Consider the following 22,311-nt stretch of genomic DNA (forward strand, 5'->3'; position numbering starts at 1 on the left):
TCCGACGACGCTCACTACCAGTAGGACTGCGGTGACGATGATGATCGTTTCGCCCTCCCGTGACGGGTGGCTGTGACAAGAGCAGAAACCGAGTTCACTGCGGATTCAGGCTTTCCAGGTCCGTTCTCAGAAGACCATCCGCGCGATGACTTCTGCCACTGCGGCCGGCTTGTCCGAGCCCTCGAGCTCCACCGTCTGCCGCACGGTCAGATCCACCGTTCTGTCGTCGACCTTCCTCACCTCGAGGAGGTCTGATCGGAGCCGGACGCGGCTGCCGGCCCGCACCGGCGCGAGGAAGCGCACCCTGTTGAGCCCGTAGTTGATGCCCATTTTCGCATTGTCGACGCGGTAGTTGTCCTTGCTCAACACGGGAATGAGCGACAAGGTCAAGAAGCCGTGCCCGATGGTTGCGCGATACGGACCTTCAGTGCGGGCCCGTTCAACGTCGACGTGGATCCACTGATGATCGCCGGTGGCGTCAGCGAATGCGTTGATGCGTTCCTGATCGACGGTAACCCACTGGGAGACACCGAGTTCCTGGCCGACGGCCTCAACGGCCTCATCGATGGACGTAATGACTCGCACTGATCACCCTTTCTGGTGCGCTTGGAACCGGGCCACCGGACCAGCACCGATGCGGACGCGACGAGGACTATTCCCCCGATGACCAAAGCCGTCCTCTCCAGCACGAAACCTGCTAGCCCCGAGGACAATCCGGCATAGGCACTAAGCACCGATAGGACCACCGGCGCCAGCGACCCGCTGCGCTCGTCGGCCCCCGACCCGGGCTGTTCGACGTTGAACATCTCGCGACACCTGGTTCAGTTGCCTCGATAGGCGGCGAACTCGGGGGAGCGCTTGTCGTTGAAGGCGGTGACACCTTCCTGCGCCTCCGGGGTTTCGCCGAATAACTTCAGGCTCGAGTACGCCATCTGGCCGACGGACGCGAACTGTTCGGTGTCGGTATTGAACGACTGCTTCAGTATCTTCAACGAGGTTGGCGACAGCTGCAGGATCTCGTCCGCCCAGGCCCGCACTTCGGACTTCAATTGGTCGGCGGGCACGACCTTGTTGACCAGCCCCCAGTCGGCGGCCTGGTCCGCCGAATACCGACGGCACAGGAACCAGATCTCGCGGGCGCGTTTCTCCCCGACCACCCGCGCCAGGTAGCCGGTGCCGAAGCCCGCGTCGAACGACCCGACCCGCGGACCGTTCTGGCCGAACACCGCGGTGTCCGCGGCGATCGTAAGGTCGCACAGCACGTGTAGGACATGACCGCCGCCGATGGCGAACCCGTTGACCGCCGCGATGACCGGCTTCGGCACGTCACGGATGACTCGGTGCAGCGAATCCACTTCGAACAGGCCGGTTTCGGACGGTCCGTAATCACCGGTCTCGGCGCGCTGTTTCTGGTCCCCGCCGGTGCAGAACGCCTTCTCGCCAGCCCCCGTCAGGCAGATCACCCCGACCTCTGAGCTTCCCCACGCCAACTTGAAGGCACGGATGAGCTCGTCGAGGGTGCGCGCCCGAAACGCGTTGTAGCGCTCGGGCCTGTTGATGGTGATCCAGGCCAGGCCGTTGTCGACCTCGTAGGTTATATCGGTGAACTCGGTCATCGGTTGCCTCTCTTCGTTGAAAGCCACGGTCACTGTCCGCCTGCACATTATGGTCTAACCATATTACCAAACGGGTGGGCCGGCGCAAAGCGGCGATTTGCCGACTGACTCACACGGGCACGAAGTCCCGACCCATCCGCGCCAGCTCGCCGATCGAGCGCTGTAGGTCGTCGAGCTCAACGACGAGGGACGACCGACGATCCGTAATGTCGTCTACCACGCCCTCGGGGTCGAGCAGACCGCGGTGGCGCGCCAATTTCACAGCGGTGCTGAACATTTCACCCGACACCGACTCCTCCGTGATGCGGTGCTGGAGTGACCATTGCCGGCCGAGGCGGAGGCACCTCGTGAGCAACTGCTGTTCGTCGACGTCCCGGCCGGGGCCGAGGTTGACAAGTTCCTCGGCCACCACTCGGTACGCGTCGACGAACGGCCTGAGCACCAGATGCGCTACGAGCAGCTCACTTTCGTTGAGACTCCGCGCGGCCTCCTCGGTATCGAGCGGTGCGGTCCGGTCTTGGCTGCGTCCGGTCATGATCGCGAACTCGTGCCAGAGTTCATCGGCGAATTCAGCACGGCCGGCGAAGAAGAAATCGAACTTCAACAGTTCTCGCACGGCGAGTGCCTTCTCCCACCCGGTGCGCTTGGTTGCTCCCGGCGTCTGCACGATCGCCAACAAGGCAAGTTCGGCGATCGCCCGCATGAACAGAACGTGGATCGCACTGTTGCGGTACACCGCAACGATCAGATGTTGGTCGTCGCCGATCCCCCACACCGTTTCCGGCCCCTCGGAGTAGCTCGTCAATACACCGGACCCGACCAGGTCGTGCAGCGTCTGCGAAACCGTGGCACGGTCGGTGAGGTCGGCACCCCCTGCAACGGGCCAGCCCCTGGCGGCAAGGTACCGCGCGAGGGGCGCGATGGTCGCGCACACTTCATCGAGCGTCAGGGCGCGGTCGGCGCCAAGCATCGCGACGCTCACGGCGGCCGTCGCAGACACCGGCGTGGCCTGGTTGAGGCGGTGACAGATGTCCAGCGCGACACGCTCGACCACCTGCCGGTCGGTCAAGCCTTCGGCGCGCAGCGCGGTCATTCGCTCATACAGCGGCACCGGCGCCCCGAAGTTGATGTAGATGCGTCCCAGGCGATGCCGAAGGCCCCGTGCGTAACTGAAGAGCCAGCGAGCGTTCTCGGGCGTCTTGGGAAGGCCCCGCGATTCGGCAACCATCAGCTTGACTTCGTGCAGCGGCAACTGGTCGAAGAGGATCGAAACCGGGACGGCGAGGGTCTGCTCCGAGTGCACGGAGTCGACCGCGTCGGTCACATACTTCAGCAGCCCGTATCGGGGTGGCCGTAGTTTGCCGGTGCGCGTCCGGCCTCCCTCGATCGACCACACCAGGTTACTGCCGCTGGAAACCATCCTGCCGACGACGGCGCGCAGGGCCACCCGGTACACCGGTATGTCCCCCGTCGCGCGCCGGACAGGGATGAACCCATTGCGTCGGGCCAGAGTGCCCAGTGGAAAGAAGTTGAGGTTGGCGCCGGCCAGCCCGAACGTCGGCGCAATGCCGCCCTGCGTAAGGCGCGGTGGAAACGAGAACTGATCCAGGTAGGAGCGGTGCGAGATCAAGAAGATCAGGGCGTTGTCACGGTCCAGTGCCCGCAGCTTGGCCAGGTCGTCCTCGTCGATGACGACCTGGAATCCGCGGACCATCCACGCGGACATTGCGTGCCAGGCGCGCACCACTGGAGGAACGTGAGATGCCGCCATCTCGCGCACGTAGACCGCGGCCTCGCCCCGTACGTCGGCCACCTCGCGGCCTAACTGCGACGCCACTTCTGCTGTGACACCGAGGAATTCATCAGACTTCAGCAACGCCGTGGTTTCAGGAGTGTCGCGACGCCGCGACGGTAGCGCCGATGGGCGGATCACGTCCGGGCCGCCGCGGATGCCTGAGCGATCGCCTTGGACCAGTTCTTGCCGGCCTCGATGCCCGGCCAATCGTCGAGGGTGTCGACGTAGAGCTCGCGCATTCGCGGCACCCACCCATCGAGATCGGCCTTGGTCCAGTTGGCGGTCGGAAGCGGTTCGTGAACAACGACTTCGAGCGTGCCTTCCTGGGAGACCTTCGCGTTGCGCCACATGATTTCGCCGGCATTGCGGATGACGATCGGAACGATCGGAACCCCCGCGTCGCGGGCCAGGTGAAAGCCGCCCTTCTTGAACGCCCCGACCTTCGGACTCAGCGATCGGGTGCCTTCCGGTGAGATGGCGATCGAAATGCCCGCGCGCAGCCTGTCCACCGCGGGCTGCATCGCCGAGATGGCCTTCGAGGTGTCCGTCCGATCCAGGAAGGCGACGTCGGCCATGGTGAGCAATTGTCCAAGCACGGGCACTTGCTTCACCTCGGCCTTGGCCACCACCGTGAAGCCCCGTTGCACGACCCGTGAGGTGACGAGCGCGTCGATCAGCGTGCTCTGATGATTGATGAAGAACACCGCGGGGCGGTGCGTGCTGTGTTCCTCACCGATGACGTCGAACTGGATGTTGCCGAGTTGCCCTGCGAGGCGGCCGAACAGCGACGTGGCGATGTCGACGCCACCCCGACTATCGTTGGTCAGCACCCCGACGACCGCGCCCGCGCCCACCGCCGCGGCGAAGCCGCCGAACACGCCCGTCGTCCGGACTAGCGCCATCGGATGGTATTGGCTTCGCTTGCCCCGGAACTGCACGACGCGCCATCCGCGCTCATGGGCGTGGCGGGCCAGGTCCGATCCCGGGTTGATCGGGTGCGGGTGGCCGACCGCGTCGAGGAAGGGCACATCCTCGTTGCCGTTGGCGTACGCGTGGCAATTCTTCATGGGGATTCTTTCGCGTTTCGCGAATTGTGTGACCGCCGCTCGCTTGCCTTCGCCCCACGGCGGGCGTCCTGCTATGCGACCGGTAAGCACACCTTGCTCGGTCTCGAGCTCCGTGCACAGGACGTGCTCGATACCCAACTCGCTCGCCATGGGCTGGACCTGCATCCGAGTCGCCGACGTCGCGATGACTACGGTGTGGCCCTTGTTTTGGTGGGCGCGCACCAGCCGCCATGTTCCGTGGAAGAGCGCGCCGGCGATTTCCTGGGTGAACAATTGATCTCCGAGTTCCAGCAGCTCGTCGTCGGTTCGGCCCACCCAGCCCCGGATTCCCTGCAGCATCAGGTCTTTGAACGCGGCTTCGTCGAGAGGGCCACCAAGGGCAGCGCGCATGGTGCGGACGAACTCGTCGGGCCCCAATTCGAAGTTTCGAGCACGGTGCGTGATCAGAGCGCTGGCCGAATATCCCTGGATCAGGGTTCCATCGAAGTCGAAGAACGCCGCGACCTTGGGACCGCTCGGTCCGGCCTTGATGTCGTCGATGATGTCGTCGACCGCGATCGGCGATGTCGTACCGGTCATCTCATATCCTGCCTCCACCCAGACCCTCGCGGCGAGCTGTCACCGAGAGCTCCGGCCATCCCACTATGAAGAGTCATCCTGGCCTGGCCAAGTGTGTCCGGGGAGAGATACCTCCGCTGCGGGAGTAACAACCGCCCGATGTGGTGACGCGGGGGTGCGGGTCGGTCGTTCACACTCGCACCACAGGGGTCAGCGGCGATGAGCGCTTGCGCGAAGAGCAGACATTGCAGCCGACCCCGGACCGGATCATCTGGTCCGCCCCGGGTCCGCCCGGAAGCACCGCGGGCCGAACCCGCAGAATGGAAAAGGGGCAGCAGATGCGAATCTCAGCCGCGGTGGTGCAGGAGGTGGGCGCACCATTCAAGCTCACCGAGGTCGACATTCAAGACCCGGCACCCGACGAAGTGCTGGTGCAGATCGCCGGAGCCGGTATCTGCCATACCGACGTCGCGGTCCAGCATGGCCACCTGCCGTTCCCGCTTCCCGGCGTCCTCGGCCACGAGGGCAGCGGAACCGTGGTGTCGGTGGGTGCCGATGTGACGACGGTCGCCGAGGGTGATCACGTCGCGATCAGCTTCAACAGTTGCGCCGCGTGCCCGCAGTGCGCCAAAGGCGAACCGGCCTACTGTCACGGGTTCCTCGAATACAATTTCGGCGGGGTGCGCCCCGATGGATCCTCCGGGTTGGCCTCTGCCGGAACCAAATTGGGGAGCAACTTCTTCGGCCAGTCCTCGTTGGCGACCCACGCATTGGCTCACGAGCGCAACGTGGTCAAGCTGCCGCCCGGCGCCCCAGTCGAGCTAGTGGGGCCGCTAGGATGCGGCATCCAGACCGGGGCGGGCGCGGTGTTGAACTCACTCGACGTCCAGTCCGGATCGACCGTGGTCATCACCGGCGCCGGAGCGGTGGGTCTATCGGCCGTGATGGCCGCCGTGGTGCGCGAGGCCGCGACGATCATCGCGGTCGACCTCCATGAGAGCAGGCGGGTGCTGGCCACCGAGCTCGGCGCCACCCACGCCATCGACCCGCAGGCCGGTCCACTGGCCGATCAGATCCGGGAGATCGCTCCTGCGGGCGCCGACTACGCCATCGACACCACCGCGGTGACCCCCGTCGTGGAACAGCTGCTTGCCTCCCTGGGGATGCGCGGCATGCTGGGGTTGATCGGCGTGCCTGCCGATCCGCAGGCCGTCTTCTCGGTCGGGCTGTTCCAGCCCACCCTGCTCGGCCTGACCATCCGGGGCATCGTCGAGGGCGACGCCGACCCGCAGACCTTCATCCCCTATCTGCTCGATCTGCATCGTCAGGGGAAGTTCCCGTTCGACAAGCTGATCACCACGATGCCGCTGGCCCAGATCAACGAGGCGGTGGCCGCCCAGCACCGCGGCGAGATCCTCAAGGCCGTGCTGACACCCTGACGCAACATCGGACGACATTCAATGACGAATAACCCGCGCCGAAGGGCCACGGTGGCCGCGGCACTGCTGGCCGGCGGCGCCGTTGCCGCGGCGATTCCCATCGCTCGGCGCGTCGCGGACGGGCCGCACCCCGCACCGGCTCAGCTGGAGCTGACGCCGCTGCACCGCGCAGGCAAGGGAACGCCGCTGCTGCTGGTGCATGGGGTCAGCGCCATCTGGCGGGCCTGGTCGCCCGTCCTTCCGTTTCTCGAGCCGCACCATGACGTCATCGTGCCCACCCTGGCGGGTCACGGAGGCGGCCCGCCACTGGATACGCAGATCGCGCCGTCGGTTCAGGCCCTTGCCGACGCACTAGAAGGCGAGCTCGACAAGCTGGGCTTGCAGAAAGTTCACATCGCCGGCAACTCGCTCGGAGGTTGGATTGGAATCGAGCTCGCGCGGCGCGACCGGGCGCGCTCCCTGGTGTTGTTCAGCCCAGCGGGGGCCTGGCGCTCACAGCGAAGCATCGAGGCCCGGGCAGCCGCGATACGACTCTCGGTCGACGCGTTCGGCCGCTACGCGTCCCACGCCGATGCCATCGCCGCCAACGCCCTACTGCGCTGGTTTCTGTTGGCAGGCCAGGTCGCCTATCCCAATCGCGTCCCACCGCAGGAGTTGGCCGCCTACATCAGGGCCGGCGCGCTGGCCCCCGTCGTCGCGCCACTGCTGCGGGACCTCCCAATTCGCCAGGTCGAACCCCTGCCAATCGCACGGGACTACCCCGTCCGGTTGGTCTGGGGCGACCGTGACCGGGTGATTCCGTTCGACGGTTTCGGTTCGGCAATGCTCGAACGGCTGCCCGGGGCGGAGTTGATCCGCCTTCGGGGCGTGGGGCATGTCCCGATGTCCGACGACCCCGCCGGGGTGGCGGAACTGATCCTTCAGGTAACCGGCGCCGTCGATGGCGCGGACGTGTCGACCGAGAGGGCTGATGACAATGCCTAGCACCGACGACGACGCGCTTGCCTCATGGGGCGGTGGACAGGACCTCAGCGCGTGGGAGGCGTTGATGTGGCGCTCCGAGGGCGACCACCGCACCCGTTCGACCGGGGTAATGATCGAGTTGCTCGATACCGAGCCAGACTGGGATCGGCTGGTGGCGGCCCACGATCGGTTCACCCAGAGGGTACCGCGGCTGCGAGAACGCGTCGTTGCGCCACCGCTGCCCCTCGTTCCGCCGGCATGGTCTCCGGATCCGAATTTCGAACTGGAGTATCACCTGCAACGGGTGCGGGCGCCCGGCGACGGGTCGATGGCCGAACTGCACGCCCTGGCGGCCCAGTTCGCCGCCCGCCCGCTGGATCCCGAGCGTCCCCCGTGGGAGGCCCTGCTGGTGCTCGGCGTGACCGGCGGCCAGGCTGCCTACCTGTTCAAGCCGCATCACAGTCTGAGCGACGGGATTGGCTTGCTGCAACTGCTGGACCTGGCGCACGGGAGCAGCCGGGAACCCGGACCGGCCAGCGATGCGCCGGTGCCCACGCCTCGACGCATGGAGTCGCCCGAGGGGCTGCTGGTAAACCGGCTCGCCGCCAGGGCCATCAGCGCGCCCGCGGGCGCGGTTCGCGACGCGCTCTCCGCCGCAGGCCGCTTCGCCGGCGACCCCGTCGGAGCGACGACCGACGCCGTCAAATTCGCGATGTCGCTGCGGCGAGTGTTGGCGCCGACGGATGCACCCCACTCCCCCGCGCTTACGGGGCACGGATCCGGTTACCGGCTGGACACCTTCGACGTGCCGTTCGCCGACCTGAAGGCAGCGGGGAAGGCCGCAGGAGGTTCGGTCAACGACGCATTCCTTGCGGGTGTACTCGGTGGGGTACGGCGCTATCACGAAAAGCTTTCCCTCACCGTCGATTCCATACCAATGGCGATACCGGTCAGCCTGCGCACCGACGCTGACCCGATGGGCGCCAACAAGTTCGCCGGTGCACGGTTCGTGGCGCCGGTCGGTGAACGGGACCCCAAGGCGCGCATCGCTGCCATCCACCGCTTCATCACCAACGCACGCAGGGAACCCGCACTCGGATTCCTGGACCTTCTCGCACCGGTGCTGAGCCGCCTGCCAGAGATCGCGCTGACCGCAATCGCAGGTCAGATGACCGGCCTCTCCGACCTACAGGCCTCCAACCTCGGCGCGATCGGTCGTCCGCTGTACCTGGCGGGTGCGCGGGTGACGCGGATCTACCCGATGGGTCCCCGACCCGGTATCCCGGCGATGGTGGCGATGTTGTCCTACGACGGAACCTGTTGCATTGCCGTCAACTTCGACCCTGACGCGATCACCGACATCGCTGCGTTCTCGACGTGCCTCCGCGAAGGTTTCGACGAAGTGATCGCCTTGGCCGGCGGCGACTGAGCACGGCGCCTACCTCCAAAGTGGGAGCGATGACCCCCCGTCATGGTGACGCGGCGCGAGCGCCTTGCAGTGAGACTTGGATCACCAGCACCCGATGCCCACGAAGTCGTGCGGAAGCGCGGTGTGGGGCACTCGATACCGCAGAAAGAGGACGTCCATGACGACCGCCGCACATACCGAATCAACGACCATCCCCGACGAGATTGCACGGCAGATCGTGCTCCCCGAGGGGCACGGCGACCTCGCCGCGCTGCACGAAGCCTACAAATGGGTGCGCAACAACGCGCCGCTGGCCAAGGCCGTCGTGGACGGCTACGACCCCATCTGGCTGATCAGCAAGCACGCCGACCTGCAGGAGGTCGAGAGCCAGCCCGAGGTGTTCAGCGCAGGCGGCGGTCCAGACCACCCCGGTGCGAACAACCCGATCCTGCAGAACACGGCCGGCGACGAGTTCATGAAGAGCATGCTCGGCGGCAGCCTGCGCATCATGGACGCCCTGCCGTACATGGACCCGCCAGAGCACACCCAAATCAAGGTCATTACCAACGACTGGTTCCGGCCCACCCAGCTCCAGAAATGGACTGACCAGATCCGCGACCTCGCCACGGCGTCCGTCGAGAAGCTCGAGAAGGTATCGGCAAGCGGCGACATCGACCTCCTCGATGACTGGGCCCTTGGTTTCCCGCTGCACGTGATGATGACGCTGTTCGGGGTGCCGCCGGAGGACGAGCCGAAGATGATGAAGCTCACCCAGGAGTTCTTCGGCACCGCCGATCCTGAACATCAGCGCGAAGACGTCGAGGAGCTGGCGCCCGAGGCGATGGCCCAACAGTTCGCGGCCACCTACCAAGACTTCTGCGCCTACTTCGACGTGCTGGCCGAAGACCGCCGCGCCAATCCCCGCGACGACCTCGCCACCATCGTCGCGACCGCGAAGGGACCCGACGGTGAGTACCTACCGAAGTCCTACTCCTACGGCTACTACATGGCCATCGCCACCGCCGGGCACGACACCACTTCGGCAACCCTGGCCGGCACCCTTCAGCTGCTGTCCCAGCACCCCGATGTGCTGGCCCGCGTCAAGGCGGATCTGAAGTTGGTGCCCAACCTCGTTCTGGAGTCCCTGCGGATGGTCGCGCCGGTCAAACACTTCACGCGCCGCGCCGAGCAGGACTACACGATGCGGGGACAGACCATCAAGAAGGGTGACCGGCTGATGCTGCTGTTCCAATCGGGCAACCGCGACGAGGACGTCTTCGACCGCCCCTACGAGTTCGACATCGACCGCAAGCCCAACAGGCACATCGCCTTCGGCCACGGCCCGCACATGTGCATCGGCCAGCACCTGTCCAAACTCGAGCTGAAGGTGATGCTCGAAGAACTGCTGCCCCGCCTGGAGTCGATCGAGCTGCTCGGACCCGGGAAGTACACGCAGACCAATTTCGTCGGCGGCCTGCAGCACCTGCCCGCCAAGCTCAACTTCGCGTGAACGGGTGAGATGTCCATGACCACAATCGATTACCCCCAGCTCTACATCGGCGGCACGTGGACCGCCCCTGCCGGCCACGACACCATCGCGGTCCATTCCCCGGCCACCGAGGAGCGGATCGGTTCAGTGCCCAGGGGCAGCGAGGCCGATATCGACGCCGCTGTCGCTGCGGCCAGGACAGCGTTCGACCCCGCCGACGGATGGGCGACCTGGGAACCGAAGGACCGCGCTGACGTGCTCGAACGGTTCGCGGTGGAACTGGAAGCGCGCGGCGCCGAAACGGCGCGACGGGTGTCGATGCAGAACGGGATGCCGATCTGGCTCGCCCAGCAATTCGAGGCAGGCTTTCCGCCGCTGCTGGTGCGCTACTACAGCGATCTGATGACCAGTGCACCAGTAGAGGAATCGCGTGCCGGCATGTTCGGCGGCACATCGCTGGTCTCCAAGCATCCCGTCGGCGTCGTTGGCGCGATCGTGCCCTGGAATGTCCCGCAAGGGATTACGTTCCTCAAAGTCGCACCCGCGTTGGCCGCGGGCTGCTCCGTCGTCCTCAAACCGGCCGAGGAAACCGTGCTCGACGCGTTCCTCATGGCCGAGGCCGCCGCCGCAGCGGGCCTACCCGACGGTGTCGTCAACGTTGTTCCCGGTGGCCGTGACGTGGGCGCCTACCTGGTCGAGCACCCGGGCGTCGACAAGGTCTCGTTTACCGGCTCCACCGCCGCGGGCCGCTGGATCGCCGAAGCGTGCGGGCGGCTGCTTCGGCCGGTCACCCTCGAACTCGGCGGCAAGTCGGCGGCGATCGTCCTGGACGACGCTGACCTAGCCGCCTCGATCGAGCCCTTCTTCGGGTGCACTCTGCTCAACAACGGTCAAATCTGTTGGCTCAACAGCCGGGTGCTAGTCCCCCGCAGCCGATACACCGAAATCGTCGACACCATTACCGATATGGCGCGCTCGCTCAAGGTGGGCGATCCCCTCGATCCCGAGACCAAGGTCGGCCCGCTGGTGTCGAAGCGTCAGCGCGAGCGCGTCGAGGGCTACATCGCCAAAGGCAAGAGTGAAGGCGCCCGAATGACCACGGGTGGTTCGCGGCCATTCGACCGAGGCTGGTTCCTCGAACCCACCGTGTTCGCCGACTTGGACAACAACGCGACGGTGTCACGCGAAGAGATCTTCGGCCCAGTGCTCTCGGTCATCCCCTACTCCAACGTGCAGGAAGCCATCGCAATCGCCAACGACAGTGTCTACGGCCTTGGCGGGAGTGTGTGGTCATCGGATCCCGAACGAGCCGCCAACGTCGCCCGCCGCGTTCGCTCGGGGACCGTCGGGGTCAACCACTACGTCAACGATCCCGTCGCCCCGTTCGGCGGCATCAAACAGAGCGGCATGGGACGCGAACTCGGTCCCGAGGGGCTGCACGCGTTCCAGGTCTACAAGACCATCTACCTGCCGCCCCCGCCTGCCAACTGATTTCGTGTCACCTCACGGATCGGAACAAGTTGCCAATGTCAGCATCCACGGTCACTACACCCAGCGCTAACGTCCACGAGTTCACCACCGACCTGGTGGTGCGGCGCCGTAGCACGCCGGCCGACGGTGTGGTGGTGCTAGACCTTGCCCACCCGGGGAACTACGACCTGCCACGTTGGGAACCGGGAGCCCACGTCGACCTGATGCTCGAAGATGGCCTCACGCGCCAGTACTCGCTGTGCGGCAATCCCGGCGATCTCGCTGTCTGGCGGGTCGGGGTTCTGCTCGATCCCAACAGTCGCGGTGGCTCGCGCTACGTTCACGAAAACCTCAAAGAGGGAACGACTCTGCGAGTTCGGGGGCCCCGCAACCACTTTCCGCTCGTCGACGCGCCGCGCTATCGCTTCATCGCCGGCGGTATTGGCATCACCCCGATTGCAGCGATGATCGAGGCCGTGCAACGAGCTGGAGGCGACTGGACGCTGCTGTACGGCGGACGGACCAGGGCGTCGATGGCCTTCGCCGACGAGCTTGCCGAACGCTACCCCGAGCGCGTGACGGTGTGGCCGCAGGACGAACGGGGTCTGCTCGACCTCGAGTCGCTTCTCAAGGATCCCGAGGATGGCACGTTGGTGTACGGCTGTGGGCCTGAGGGATTGCTCGCTGCGGTCGAACAGCATTGCACTCCATGGCCGGCAGGGGCACTTCACATCGAGCGCTTCGCCGCCAAGGCACCCACTGCGGAGCAGGCCGCCGAAGCGCTCGAGCAGTTCGAAGTGGTGTGCCAGCGCTCCGGGGTGGCATTCGAGGTGACATCCGACAAGTCGATCCTGGAAGTCCTCGAGGAAGCCGACGTTCCGATCATGGCCAGCTGCTACGAAGGCGTCTGCGGGACCTGCGAAGTGCGAGTGCTGGAGGGTACTCCCGATCACCGCGACTCGATGCTCACCGAGCCTGAAAAGAATGCCGGCGAAGTCATGCTGGTGTGCGTGTCGCGCTCGCGCACCGAAAGGTTGGTGCTGGATCTGTGAGCAACTACCCAATGAAGTGCTGGTACGTCGCGGCTACCTGTGACGAGATCACCGAATCCCCCATGGGACGCCGCCTGCTCGGGAAGGACGTAGTCCTGTGGCGCGGTGCAAGCGGGTGCGTCAATGCCTTCGAAAACCGTTGCGCGCACCGGGCATTCCCGCTGTCACATAGTCGGGTCGACGGTGACCGACTGGTCTGCGGTTACCATGGCTGCACCTACGACACCGACGGAAAATGCGTCTACACGCCGACCCAACCCCAAGTCCCGACGGGGATGAGGGTCCGTGTGTTTCCCTTGGTCGAGGAGCCGCCGTTCGTTTGGATCTGGCTGGGACCGCCCGCCGCAGCCGCGGGCGGCCAGCCGCCGCGCATGCCATGGATCAACGATCCGGCGTGGTCGACATTCGCAAGCGCGTGGCAGGTGGGCGCCAACTACATGATGGTCCACGAGCACTATCTGGACTTCAGCTACGCCCCCGTCGTTCACACCAGAGATCTGCCTCCGGGACTCGAGACCATGGGGGCCTTCAACGATGTCGAGGTCACCGAGACGACGGTCTCCTACACCAGAGTCTTGCCGGAACTTCCCCTCGCGGGCTGGCAGGTCGACGCGACCGGACTCGATGGTGCCCTGTCGTACAAACATCGTGAAGGCGGCACATTCGTCTCGCCGGCAATGCACCGCCAGTATTGGGAGATCGAAGCGTCGGACGGCAAGGTGTACACCACCACTCGTACGCACGGCATCACGCCCGAGACGGCAGCCTCCACCCACGTGTTCATGGAGTCGTCGCGCAACTATGCAACGGACAGCGGCGAGGTGACCGACGGTCTGAGGTCGTTCCTGGACGGAGTCAGCCAACGGGATACATCCATTCTGGAAATGGCGTCCGACCACTCGGGCTACGACGGGTGGCGCGGCGGGGTGGAGTTTCAGGCTGACGCGGCCGCCCTGCGCGCTCGACGCATCGTCGGGGTGATGCTAGCCAAAGAGGCGGGACCGTCCGCGATACGCCCCGGTCTCGCGCCCAACAGCAGGGATCACTCGCTCAGCCCATTCGAACCACTGGTGCTGGGGGGCTAACCGAGCCGCCCGCGGTGGGCAAGTTCCGCCTGACGTCAGGCCTTGGCCAGCTGCTTCTGCTCGTCCATTCGCGCCCACTCCTCGCGCGGCCGGATCGACACGTCGACGTCAGTTGCCTTGGCGCGCACACCGGCGACGGTCGACGGCGGGCTGCGCGGGCGAGCGCCTCGGCGGGTATCGCGGTCCTGCGGATGCAAAGGGCTCTCAGCAGCCGGGTCACAGCAGGTCCATCTCCAGCCGTGACCGCAGTTCGTCGACCGAGATCCCGTACGTCTCTCGGTCCCGTGACCGTGCCTCGGGACGGGTCGATCTCGAACACCTCATGATCGGTGTACACCCGGCTCACACAGCACAATCCGGTGAGCGGATAGCTGCACTGCGGCGACGTGTTCGCGGGGCTGACCCGCGTTACCGCGCACACCATCACGCACCCGCCGCTTCTGGCCTCACAGCTGGAGCGCATCCGACGCGACGGCGTAGCCACCACCGCCGAGGAGAGGACGCTGGGCGCCTGCTCACTTGCCGTTCCGGTGACCCGGCCGTCCGACGGTTCGGTCGTCGCCGCCATCGGTGCGGTGGTGTCGAACCTCAAGCGCGACCGCCAGCGACTGCTCGGCGCGTTGCAGGTTGCGGCCAGTGGCATAGGCCGACTCCTGTGAACGACCGTGACGCCCTCCACCCAAGTCGATCCTGCGGTAAGGGTGCGGAAGTGCGAGTGGCCCACACCCGTACCGCAGAGTGGACGCGCTACACGCGGATCACCAGCTTGCCGGTGTTGTGTCCTGAGTACAGATCTTCGATGGACCTCGGTGCGGTCTCGATGCCGTCGTAGACGTCTTCGCGGTAAGTGAGGCGGCCATCTCGAATCCAGCAGGCAAGGTCACCGATCGCCTCGTCGAACCGCGCCGCATAGTCAGCGGTCAAGAAGCCCTGCATGGTGGCGCGCTTGACCAGCAGGTGCCGCTCGGGCCTCGGTCCGTGATTCCACGGCTCCCAGCTCGGGTACGACGCGGTCCCGCAGATCGCGATGCGGGCGTGCAGGTTGACGAGGCCCAACACCGCGTCGTGGATGACGCCCGAGGTGTTGTCGAAGAAGGCGTCGATCCCATCGGGGCAGTTCTCGGAGAGGGCGGTCGCCAGATCGTCGGAACTCTTGTAGTCGATGGCGGCGTCGTAGCCGAACTCGTCAACGCATAGGCGAACCTTGTCGGCCCCGCCTGCCACTCCAACTGTGCGGCAGCCCTTGATCTTTGCGATCTGTCCGACGGCTGACCCCACCGAGCCAGCCGCCGTCGATACGACGACTGTCTCGCCCGCTACGGGGCGCAGCACGTCGAGTAGCCCGAAGTACGCCGTGAGCCCATTCAAGCCGAGCACGCCGAGCGACAGCGACAGCGGTAGGTCGTGCTCGCCGACCTTGCGCCACACCTGCGCCGGAGTCGCCGCGGCGTACGCCTGCCATCCGAACAGACCCATGACGCGGTCGCCGATCGCATACGCGTCGTTGCGGGACTCGACGACTTCCCCCGCGGCGAAGGCACGCATGGTGTCGCCGATCTGGACGGGTGGCGCGTAGTTGTTGCGATCGGTGATCCAGCCCCGCATCGCGGGATCAGCCGAAAGGAATTCGTTGCGGACGAGGAACGCGCCGTCGTCGAGCGGTGGCACCGCGGCCTCTCGCAACCCGAAGTCGGCGGCTCTTGGGATTCCGGTGGGACGAGAACGTAACCACACCTGTCGATTTGACGTGCTCATGCGAGTGCCCCGACTCCGCTGCGCGCCGAGACTCCGTTGAATCGGCGCAACACCGCACGTGGTGTGGCACCGATCAAGACGGCTGCGATCCGGTAGCTCGTGCTCGGAATCGACACCGCCCTTCCCTTGCGGGCGGCCCGTAACGTGGTCTTGGCCACGAATTCCGGCTTGAGCGTGGCGAATCCGGGTATGCCTTCGAGGTGATGCGCGTCGGCGCGGTCCATGAACTCGGTCGCCACGATGCCGGGCAGCGCCACGGTGACGGTGACTCCAGTGCCGCGGAGCTCCTCGTGCAGGGCTTCGGAGAAGCTGCTGACGAACGCCTTGCTGGCAGCGTAGGTGGCGCTGCCAGGGAAGGGCGCCAGCGCCATGATCGACGAGACGTTCAAGACGGTGCCCGTTCCGTGGCGGGCCATGCTGGCGGCTGCGGCGTGTGACAAACGCACCAGCGCACCGATGTTGAGGTCGATCACGCTTAGTTCGCCGTCGACCGTGTTCCGTTGAAACGCACCGAAGGACCCCATGCCGGCGTTGTTGATCACGAGGTCAAGCCTCGGTGAACTGGACAGCCGGTCCTCGACGTGCGCGAGTTGACTCGGATCGGACAGATCGGCCGCAAGCACTTCGACGTCGACTCCGTGATCGGTCCGGAGTTCCTGAGCCAGTTTCTCCAGCCGCTCGACGTTGCGGGCGACGAGCACCAGTTTCGTTCCCTGCGCCGCCAGTTCCCGGGCGTATGCGGTGCCGATGCCCGCCGAGGCGCCGGTGACCAGTGCTCGTTCCCACCTGCGCTTGATTCGCACGGCCATGTCAGTTCCATCCTTCGCGACGGGTCAGCGTGCGGACGAGGCGGTTGATGCGCACACGGGTGCGAAACATGCCAAGGGCCAGGCGTTCTGCCCGTGATCCTTCTGCCGGGACGACGCCGAGGTCGCGTCCAAGCTTGTTCATGTCGGTGTACACCGTGAGCCGCTTGACCAGGCCGTTCTCGATCTCGAAGAAGCCGGCGGCAGGCGAATCGAATCGGGCGCCGTTGGCGGGCAAGCCCTGAAAGTCTGCGCCGGTGAACGTTCCGCGCCGTATCCACTCGACCGCGACGACCTGGTCGACGGCCATCACCCGGGTTACCTCGATCTCCAGGTCGGGGAACGCCGCGACCAGTGCAGCGGCGAACGCCAGTTCGTCGTCGATGCCTTCCATCGGTGGCGCCCCTGGCAGCAGTTCGACAATGTCCTCGGCGCACACCCGCCTGAACGCTTCCAAGTCATGACGTCCGAGTGCGTCCAAGAAGCTAGCGACGACCTGCTCTGGCGTACGTACGTCCATGCGGTCAGCGTACGCCGTATATGCTATCTGTCAAATAACTGCCTGTTGTTTGACAAATAATCGATGCGCGCTCACGCCCTGGCGCCCTTCGCCATCGCGGCCAGCTTCGACAGTGTGTAGTCGTTGTCGCCGCGCAGCCCGGATGCCACCTCGCGCACCAACTTCAGCGAGGGCTTGGCGCCGAGGAATTCGGCGGGCACCCTTGGCCCCCATTGGGCGAGGCTGGACGCGGTCAGCGGCTCCCAGCCGGGTTGGAGGCTGTTGTCGAACATGTCGCCGTCGGTGAAGTACTCGACGAAGATCCTGTCCGGATCGGTCCAATAGTCGAAGATCTGGCTGCCGAGGGTGTGGCGACCGATGCCCCACGCCCGGTGATAGCCCTTCTCCAGTAGGTATTCCCCGCCCGCGGCGATCGCGTCGAAGTCGGTGACCTGGTAGGCCGAGTGCGCGTACCCGGCGGCCGGGCCGAGCACCAGCGCAAGGGTGTGGTGGTCGGCGGGCACAGTTCCGCGATCGCAGCGGATGAACGCCATCACCGGCCCGAGATCGCGCCGCCCAGGCGGGAATTGGAAGTCGCTGACGATCATCCCGAACGTGTCCAGGTACCAGTTCAACGTGTGGACGAAGTGCGGCGTCTGCAGCACGACGTGCCCGAGTCGCTGCACGGGCGCAGGCGCCCTCGGCGGACGCTGAGTGATGTTCACCCGCGGTTGCGCAGTGCCGACGTTGAGGACCTGAGGTGCGAGTTCGGGAAGCTCGGCCAGTTCGTCGTCGACATGGGCCACGGCGACGGCGAACCCGCTGGGGTCGCTCAGGCGCACGACACTTCCGCTGATCACGTCACCCAACGGCTGCACTCGGGTGCCGGTGGCCCGTGCCAGCCGCTGCAGGTCCTCTCGGTCGGCTGACTTGAACGTGGGTCCGACGAACCGGGAGCTGATCCCCTTGCGGATCACCACGGCGGGCGTGCCCGGCAGGGAACCGCGCAGGTACAACGCGTCGGGCTTGGACGCGGCGACGACGAAACCGAAGTCGCGAGCGAAGGTTTCGGCGCGCTTGAGATCGGGTTTGACGAACTCCAGCCAGGCCAGGTCGGTCACCTTGATGATCGGGTTCAGGCAGCGCCCGGTGTGCTCACCGCGGTTGGCGCCGTGTTCGCTGTGCAGGTCGGCGTGGCCGTCGACAGGATGTCCGTCAGCCATGGTCATTCATAACATGATAGTCGTCAAAATAAAACTAGCCATACGACAATGGCACACGTATGGTTGGTGTTCATGAAACTCGCAACACTCAAGAACGGCACCGGCGTCGTGGTCGTCGACCACCAGGTCGTCGCCCTTGCCAGTCTCGACGGCGTGCCCGATGACGTCATCGCAGTGCTGGCCGGCGGGCCTCAGCTGGCCTCCAACGTGTCGCGCAAGGCGGCCAACGCCGCTCAGCGCAGCCCGCTGGTCGAAGCCGATCTCGGCGCGCCGATCCCCCACCCATCGAAGTATCTGGCGATCGGGTTCAACTACAAGTCCCATCTCACCGAAATCCAGGAAGCCGCAACGCAACCGCGGTTCGCCGAGGCGATGAAGCGCTTCGGTCACCTGCGCCAGGCGTACGCCGACCAGCAGCTGCCGACGTTCTTCAACAAGCAGGTGTCATGTATCGCCGGACCCTACGACCCGATCCTGGCGCCGTATGACTCGGAGATGCTCGACTTCGAAGGTGAGCTGGTCGCCGTGATCGGGCGGAGGCTGCGTCGCGCCGACCCTGCCACCGCGCTCGCCGCGGTCGCCGGATACACCGTGGGCAACGACGTATCGGTGCGTGACTGGCAGCAGGACACGCCAACCATGTGGCCAGGCAAGAGCTTTGACACGCACGGACCCATCGGACCGTGGATCGTCACCCCCGACGAGCTCAACCCCGACGACGCCAGGATCCGCACATGGGTGGACGGGGATCTGCGCCAAGACGGTTCGACAGCCGAGATGATCACGGGGGTCGCCGACATGGTCTCGGCCCTTTCGAAGGTATGCACGCTGGAACCCGGCGACCTGGTGGCGACCGGAACCCCCGGCGGTGTTGGTCTGTTCAGCGGCCGCATGCTGCGTCCAGGCCAGAGCGTGCGCATCGAGATCGAGGGCATCGGGGCGATCGAGAATCGGGTTGTCGCCGAAAACCCGCCGGGTGAATGATGCGGTGCGGCTGAGCTCACTTGCCGCGGCTGGGCTTCTTGGGCTTCTCGAGCGGAGGTTCGTGGATCTCCAACGCCCGGATCAGCAGGTCCGCCGTCAGGTCGGCGTGGGCTTCGATCTCCTTGGGGTCCAACGGATCTACGTCGTCGAAATGGCGGGCCAGTGCATCCAGTGTGTAGGGGGCGGCCGCACCGTGGGCCAACAGGAAGTGCAGGGTGCGCAGGCTGATGGGTCGAATCCGGCCGGAGTCGGCGAGAAACTTCAGTAGCCGGTCCACGGGAGCCAGCGACGGACCGATGTAGGTGTCGTAGAGGTAGGTCAGCCGCTCGGTGTCCAGACGGCCTTCGATGTTCATCAGCCCGTTCAGCGCAGGCCGTTCCGCCGAGTAGATCAAGAAGGTGCGCATGGTGATCCGCAGCTGTTCCAGTGGATCGGTCAAGGTGGGGTCGAACGCCGTCGCCAACCGCATGACCAGTGGCTGAAACGCCCAGTCCACCGTGGCGTACCAGAGCGCCTCCTTCGAACCGAACCGGCCGTTGAGCAGATTGTGGCTACCGCCCAGCTCACGGTTGAGGGTGCGCAGCACGACGCCGTCGTAGCCCTGAGTTGCGAACGCCCGCAAGGCCACCTCGAAGATCTCGTCAAGCGACGCGGGCGACTCCTCGGTGCGCGGCCGTCCACGCGGTCGGCGTTGTGGTGCGGCTTCGGTGCGGGTCACTCGTCCCTCTCGGTATGCGGTCGCGGCACCCACGTGCCGCGCTTCCGTCCGCACCCATGATAGGCGGCAAATAGTTATTTGTCGGAAGCGACCCGTCAGCGGTAGACCTGGACTTCACCGCCGTCGGCGAACAGCTCGCTGCCGGTCATGAAGCTGGACTGCGCCGTCGACAGGAACACGACCGCGGCGGCGACCTCGTCGGGGTCGCCAAGGCGACCCAAAGCAGTTGAAGCCGCGGCGGATTGCAGGAACTCTTCTTGTCCGATCCCGCGCAGTCCCGGTGTGTCGGTGGGGCCGGGGATGACGATGTTCACCCGTACGCCGCGAGGAGCCAACTCGGCCGCCCATACCCGGACGAACTGGCGCAACGCAGCCTTCGTCGCCGAGTACACGCCGAAGCCGGGCGTGCCCCGATATGCCGAGCTCGATCCAGTCACCACGATGCTTGCGCCTTCGTTCAACAGCGGGAGCGCCTTCTGAACCGTGAACACCGTCCCGCCCACGTTGACCCCGAAGACATAGTCGAGGGCCTTCGGGGTGAGGTCGTCGATGGTGGCGAGTTCGCCGAGACCGGCGTTCGCGAACACCACGTCGAGACCCGCCCCATTGTCGCTGACTTCGTCGAACAGCCGGTCCCGATCCGATGGGTCCGAGACGTCGCCCACCACGGGGATCGCCCGCTCGCCCAGCTGCTCTGCCGCGGCAACGAGCACATCCCTACGCCTGCCGGTGATGAAGACACGCGCACCCTCTGCGACGAATCGCCGCGCAGTCGCGAAACCGATCCCGGTGCTTGCGCCCGTGACCAGTGCTGTCTTGCCTTCGAGTTGTCCCATCGTGCTCTCCTCATCCATTTGCGACCGTTCGTTCTAAAACAGTTCTACACCAATCGGTCCAAAACTGGTATTATTGGGCCGTGGCGCGCCCGAGAGCTTTCGACGAAACGACGGTCGTCGAGTCCGCACGAGACCAGTTCTGGTCGTTCGGATACGCCGCGACCAGCCTCGACGACCTGGTCAACGCGACCGGCCTCAGCAAGGGCAGCATCTACAACGCGTTCAACGACAAGCACACGCTCTATCTGCGCACCTTCGAGCGCTACTGCGACGACGTCGTCGCGCAGGTCGCCACGCATCTGGACGGCCCCGACGAGACGGCCGTCGAACGGCTCCGCACACTGTTCGACGGAATCGCGGGCACCGGCGCCTCCGCGACGGCGCCCCAGGGGTGTTTCCTCACCAAGGCGACGGCAGAACTCGCCGCTCTCGACCCCGAAGTGCAGGCCCTCGCGCGCCGCACCTTCGACCAGCTGGAGAACCTTCTCTTCGAAAGTGTCGTCGCGGCTCAGCGGGCCGGCACCGTCGCCGTCACCCGCGACCCCAGGACGACCGCCCGCCACCTTCTTGCCACGCTGCGCGGACTCGATGCGCTGGCCACCGCAGGGGTGGAACCCGACGTGCTGGCCGACGCGGTCACCAGCCTGGCCGAGTCGGTACTGGTCTAGCCGGCCAGACGCGTCTGACGGACCGTGGCGATGAGGGTGCCGTCAGGCGCCCAGATGGTGCCGTCCTCGACGGCGAACCCGGACGCGGCGTGCGTGGCGTGCATCTCGCACGCAAGATACTGGCCCGCTTCGAGCGGGTAAGGCTCTGCGCCGGTGTGAATTTGGATTCCGTACTCGATCGTCACTGCGCGGCTCGGCTCGGTGTTGCGCACCGTGACCGCCGGCGGAAAGTAGTCACCGAGCATGGTCAGCCACTCCGCATCGACGCGATCGGGGTCGGTGGGACGGGTCCATGCCATCCAACGCGCTTGAGCCCGGCCCGCGAACATCGTCGTCTCCGGATGCAGCCACGTCGGCAGGTGGTGAACGTGTCCGCGCCCGCCAGGAATGACGAAGCGCTGGGCATCGGGGGGAGGCGCGAGAAGTGCGGGGGTCGTCATGTCACTGAACTCAGCTCCCTCCCACGGCGGTGACAGATGCATGCGACCCACAACCGATGGCGGACCGTCACCCTGCGCCATGCTGACGTGATAGGTCGCCAGCGAGCGGCCGACCCGAACCTGTTCGACGTCGAACGTCGCCGGGCCCGGTCGCACCCCTCGAAGGAAACCGAAGGTCGCCGCACGAAGAGTCCGGGCCGGATCGGCCATCGTGCGCGAGACCGCGCGCACGGCGAGCGAGGCGACGAACCCGCCGTGAACTCCCTGCAGTGCGGTCCACGCCTCCGGTAGGTACGCCTCATATCGCCCCGGCCCAACCTCGTGCAGGTCGGTTTCGACCAGAGCCTGCGGCGCCCGTGCCTGCGCCGATGCATTCTCGAGCTGGGTCATGTTCGCTCCCCGACTAGTTCTTGACCGTTCAGTTTAGAATACCGGGCCCG

Annotated in this window: 20 protein-coding genes and 1 pseudogene; 10 read left to right on the plus strand and 11 right to left on the minus strand. The window is 65.8% G+C overall.

Going from position 1 to position 22,311, the window contains the following annotated elements; genetic code table 11:
• Positions 1–126: 126 nt before the first annotated feature.
• The 4 genes from HNP02_RS14860 to HNP02_RS14875 form a co-directional block, all read right to left on the minus strand.
• The gene (locus HNP02_RS14860) at positions 127–585 is read right to left on the minus strand and encodes a MaoC family dehydratase (protein WP_184439598.1); all 459 of its coding nucleotides are present in this window, start codon (positions 583–585) and stop codon (positions 127–129) included.
• A gap of 236 nt (positions 586–821) precedes the next feature.
• On the minus strand, positions 822–1,616 hold the full coding sequence (locus HNP02_RS14865; RefSeq protein ID WP_184439600.1) for an enoyl-CoA hydratase-related protein: 795 nt from the start codon (positions 1,614–1,616) through the stop codon (positions 822–824).
• Positions 1,617–1,725: 109 nt separating this feature from the next.
• Positions 1,726–3,453 (minus strand): 1-acyl-sn-glycerol-3-phosphate acyltransferase, encoded by a 1,728-nt coding sequence (locus HNP02_RS14870; protein ID WP_184439602.1) that lies wholly within the window; start codon positions 3,451–3,453, stop codon positions 1,726–1,728.
• A gap of 92 nt (positions 3,454–3,545) precedes the next feature.
• Complete coding sequence (locus HNP02_RS14875; RefSeq protein WP_184439604.1) at positions 3,546–5,057, minus strand: HAD-IB family hydrolase; 1,512 nt, start codon at positions 5,055–5,057, stop codon at positions 3,546–3,548.
• Between the two features lie 317 nt (positions 5,058–5,374).
• Between HNP02_RS14875 and HNP02_RS14880 the strand changes: the two genes are divergently transcribed.
• From HNP02_RS14880 to HNP02_RS14915, 8 genes and pseudogenes are all read left to right on the plus strand, one after another.
• Positions 5,375–6,475, plus strand: coding sequence for an NAD(P)-dependent alcohol dehydrogenase (locus tag HNP02_RS14880; RefSeq protein ID WP_184439606.1), 1,101 nt, complete (start codon positions 5,375–5,377; stop codon positions 6,473–6,475).
• Positions 6,476–6,496: 21 nt separating this feature from the next.
• Positions 6,497–7,459, plus strand: coding sequence for an alpha/beta fold hydrolase (locus HNP02_RS14885; RefSeq protein WP_184439608.1), 963 nt, complete (start codon positions 6,497–6,499; stop codon positions 7,457–7,459).
• Positions 7,446–8,867: a wax ester/triacylglycerol synthase domain-containing protein gene (locus HNP02_RS14890; protein WP_255506522.1), complete on the plus strand. Its 1,422-nt coding sequence runs from the start codon at positions 7,446–7,448 to the stop codon at positions 8,865–8,867. Before HNP02_RS14885 ends, HNP02_RS14890 begins: the two co-directional genes overlap by 14 nt.
• 157 nt (positions 8,868–9,024) lie before the next feature.
• Complete coding sequence (locus HNP02_RS14895) at positions 9,025–10,356, plus strand: cytochrome P450 (RefSeq protein ID WP_184439610.1); 1,332 nt, start codon at positions 9,025–9,027, stop codon at positions 10,354–10,356.
• A gap of 15 nt (positions 10,357–10,371) precedes the next feature.
• On the plus strand, positions 10,372–11,826 hold the full coding sequence (locus tag HNP02_RS14900; protein WP_184439612.1) for an aldehyde dehydrogenase: 1,455 nt from the start codon (positions 10,372–10,374) through the stop codon (positions 11,824–11,826).
• A 35-nt stretch (positions 11,827–11,861) separates the two neighbouring features.
• On the plus strand, positions 11,862–12,857 hold the full coding sequence (locus HNP02_RS14905) for a PDR/VanB family oxidoreductase (protein ID WP_184439614.1): 996 nt from the start codon (positions 11,862–11,864) through the stop codon (positions 12,855–12,857).
• Positions 12,854–13,942 (plus strand): Rieske 2Fe-2S domain-containing protein, encoded by a 1,089-nt coding sequence (locus HNP02_RS14910; protein ID WP_184439616.1) that lies wholly within the window; start codon positions 12,854–12,856, stop codon positions 13,940–13,942. Before HNP02_RS14905 ends, HNP02_RS14910 begins: the two co-directional genes overlap by 4 nt.
• A gap of 386 nt (positions 13,943–14,328) precedes the next feature.
• Positions 14,329–14,601: pseudogene (locus HNP02_RS14915) on the plus strand (IclR family transcriptional regulator C-terminal domain-containing protein); the annotation flags it as partial.
• Between the two features lie 88 nt (positions 14,602–14,689).
• On the opposite strand, the gene HNP02_RS14920 reads toward HNP02_RS14915, so the two are convergent.
• From HNP02_RS14920 to HNP02_RS14935, 4 genes are all read right to left on the minus strand, one after another.
• Positions 14,690–15,697 (minus strand): NADP-dependent oxidoreductase, encoded by a 1,008-nt coding sequence (locus tag HNP02_RS14920; protein WP_184439618.1) that lies wholly within the window; start codon positions 15,695–15,697, stop codon positions 14,690–14,692.
• Entirely contained in the window at positions 15,694–16,506 is an 813-nt protein-coding gene (locus HNP02_RS14925; protein ID WP_184439620.1) for an SDR family oxidoreductase, read from the minus strand. Before HNP02_RS14925 ends, HNP02_RS14920 begins: the two co-directional genes overlap by 4 nt.
• 1 nt (position 16,507) lies before the next feature.
• Entirely contained in the window at positions 16,508–17,023 is a 516-nt protein-coding gene (locus HNP02_RS14930) for an ester cyclase (RefSeq protein ID WP_184439621.1), read from the minus strand.
• A gap of 71 nt (positions 17,024–17,094) precedes the next feature.
• The gene (locus HNP02_RS14935) at positions 17,095–18,231 is read right to left on the minus strand and encodes a VOC family protein (RefSeq protein WP_375373669.1); all 1,137 of its coding nucleotides are present in this window, start codon (positions 18,229–18,231) and stop codon (positions 17,095–17,097) included.
• A gap of 66 nt (positions 18,232–18,297) precedes the next feature.
• Between HNP02_RS14935 and HNP02_RS14940 the strand changes: the two genes are divergently transcribed.
• The gene (locus HNP02_RS14940; protein WP_184439623.1) at positions 18,298–19,209 is read left to right on the plus strand and encodes a fumarylacetoacetate hydrolase family protein; all 912 of its coding nucleotides are present in this window, start codon (positions 18,298–18,300) and stop codon (positions 19,207–19,209) included.
• 16 nt (positions 19,210–19,225) lie between these two features.
• Here HNP02_RS14940 and HNP02_RS14945 read toward each other — a convergent pair whose 3' ends face one another.
• Positions 19,226–19,927: a TetR/AcrR family transcriptional regulator gene (locus HNP02_RS14945; RefSeq protein ID WP_184439625.1), complete on the minus strand. Its 702-nt coding sequence runs from the start codon at positions 19,925–19,927 to the stop codon at positions 19,226–19,228.
• A gap of 95 nt (positions 19,928–20,022) precedes the next feature.
• A complete protein-coding gene (locus tag HNP02_RS14950) occupies positions 20,023–20,763 on the minus strand; it encodes an SDR family NAD(P)-dependent oxidoreductase (protein WP_184439627.1) in 741 nt (246 codons plus the stop codon).
• Positions 20,764–20,843: 80 nt separating this feature from the next.
• On the opposite strand from HNP02_RS14950, the gene HNP02_RS14955 reads away from it, so the two are divergent.
• The gene (locus HNP02_RS14955) at positions 20,844–21,431 is read left to right on the plus strand and encodes a TetR/AcrR family transcriptional regulator (RefSeq protein WP_184439629.1); all 588 of its coding nucleotides are present in this window, start codon (positions 20,844–20,846) and stop codon (positions 21,429–21,431) included.
• Here HNP02_RS14955 and HNP02_RS14960 read toward each other — a convergent pair.
• On the minus strand, positions 21,428–22,261 hold the full coding sequence (locus HNP02_RS14960) for an acyl-CoA thioesterase II (protein WP_184439631.1): 834 nt from the start codon (positions 22,259–22,261) through the stop codon (positions 21,428–21,430). The genes HNP02_RS14955 and HNP02_RS14960 overlap by 4 nt on opposite strands.
• Positions 22,262–22,311 lie beyond the last annotated feature (50 nt).

Source organism: Mycobacterium sp. AZCC_0083 (genome assembly GCF_014202335.1).
Classification (GTDB): Bacteria; Actinomycetota; Actinomycetes; order Mycobacteriales; family Mycobacteriaceae; genus Mycobacterium.

Excerpts from the sequence above, each read along its gene's own strand:
- HNP02_RS14895 (WP_184439610.1), top strand. The coding sequence starts at position 9,025 with ATGACGACCGCCGCACATACCGAATCAACGACCATCCCCGACGAGATT.
- HNP02_RS14880 (WP_184439606.1), top strand. The coding sequence starts at position 5,375 with ATGCGAATCTCAGCCGCGGTGGTGCAGGAGGTGGGCGCACCATTCAAG.
- HNP02_RS14875 (WP_184439604.1), bottom strand. The coding sequence starts at position 5,057 with ATGACCGGTACGACATCGCCGATCGCGGTCGACGACATCATCGACGAC.
- HNP02_RS14960 (WP_184439631.1), bottom strand. The coding sequence starts at position 22,261 with ATGACCCAGCTCGAGAATGCATCGGCGCAGGCACGGGCGCCGCAGGCT.
- HNP02_RS14925 (WP_184439620.1), bottom strand. The coding sequence starts at position 16,506 with ATGGCCGTGCGAATCAAGCGCAGGTGGGAACGAGCACTGGTCACCGGC.
- HNP02_RS14900 (WP_184439612.1), top strand. The coding sequence starts at position 10,372 with ATGACCACAATCGATTACCCCCAGCTCTACATCGGCGGCACGTGGACC.
- HNP02_RS14950 (WP_184439627.1), bottom strand. The coding sequence starts at position 20,763 with ATGGGACAACTCGAAGGCAAGACAGCACTGGTCACGGGCGCAAGCACC.
- HNP02_RS14920 (WP_184439618.1), bottom strand. The coding sequence starts at position 15,697 with ATGAGCACGTCAAATCGACAGGTGTGGTTACGTTCTCGTCCCACCGGA.
- HNP02_RS14930 (WP_184439621.1), bottom strand. The coding sequence starts at position 17,023 with ATGGACGTACGTACGCCAGAGCAGGTCGTCGCTAGCTTCTTGGACGCA.
- HNP02_RS14890 (WP_255506522.1), top strand. The coding sequence starts at position 7,446 with ATGACAATGCCTAGCACCGACGACGACGCGCTTGCCTCATGGGGCGGT.
- HNP02_RS14865 (WP_184439600.1), bottom strand. The coding sequence starts at position 1,616 with ATGACCGAGTTCACCGATATAACCTACGAGGTCGACAACGGCCTGGCC.
- HNP02_RS14940 (WP_184439623.1), top strand. The coding sequence starts at position 18,298 with ATGAAACTCGCAACACTCAAGAACGGCACCGGCGTCGTGGTCGTCGAC.
- HNP02_RS14885 (WP_184439608.1), top strand. The coding sequence starts at position 6,497 with ATGACGAATAACCCGCGCCGAAGGGCCACGGTGGCCGCGGCACTGCTG.
- HNP02_RS14905 (WP_184439614.1), top strand. The coding sequence starts at position 11,862 with ATGTCAGCATCCACGGTCACTACACCCAGCGCTAACGTCCACGAGTTC.
- HNP02_RS14935 (WP_375373669.1), bottom strand. The coding sequence starts at position 18,231 with ATGACCATGGCTGACGGACATCCTGTCGACGGCCACGCCGACCTGCAC.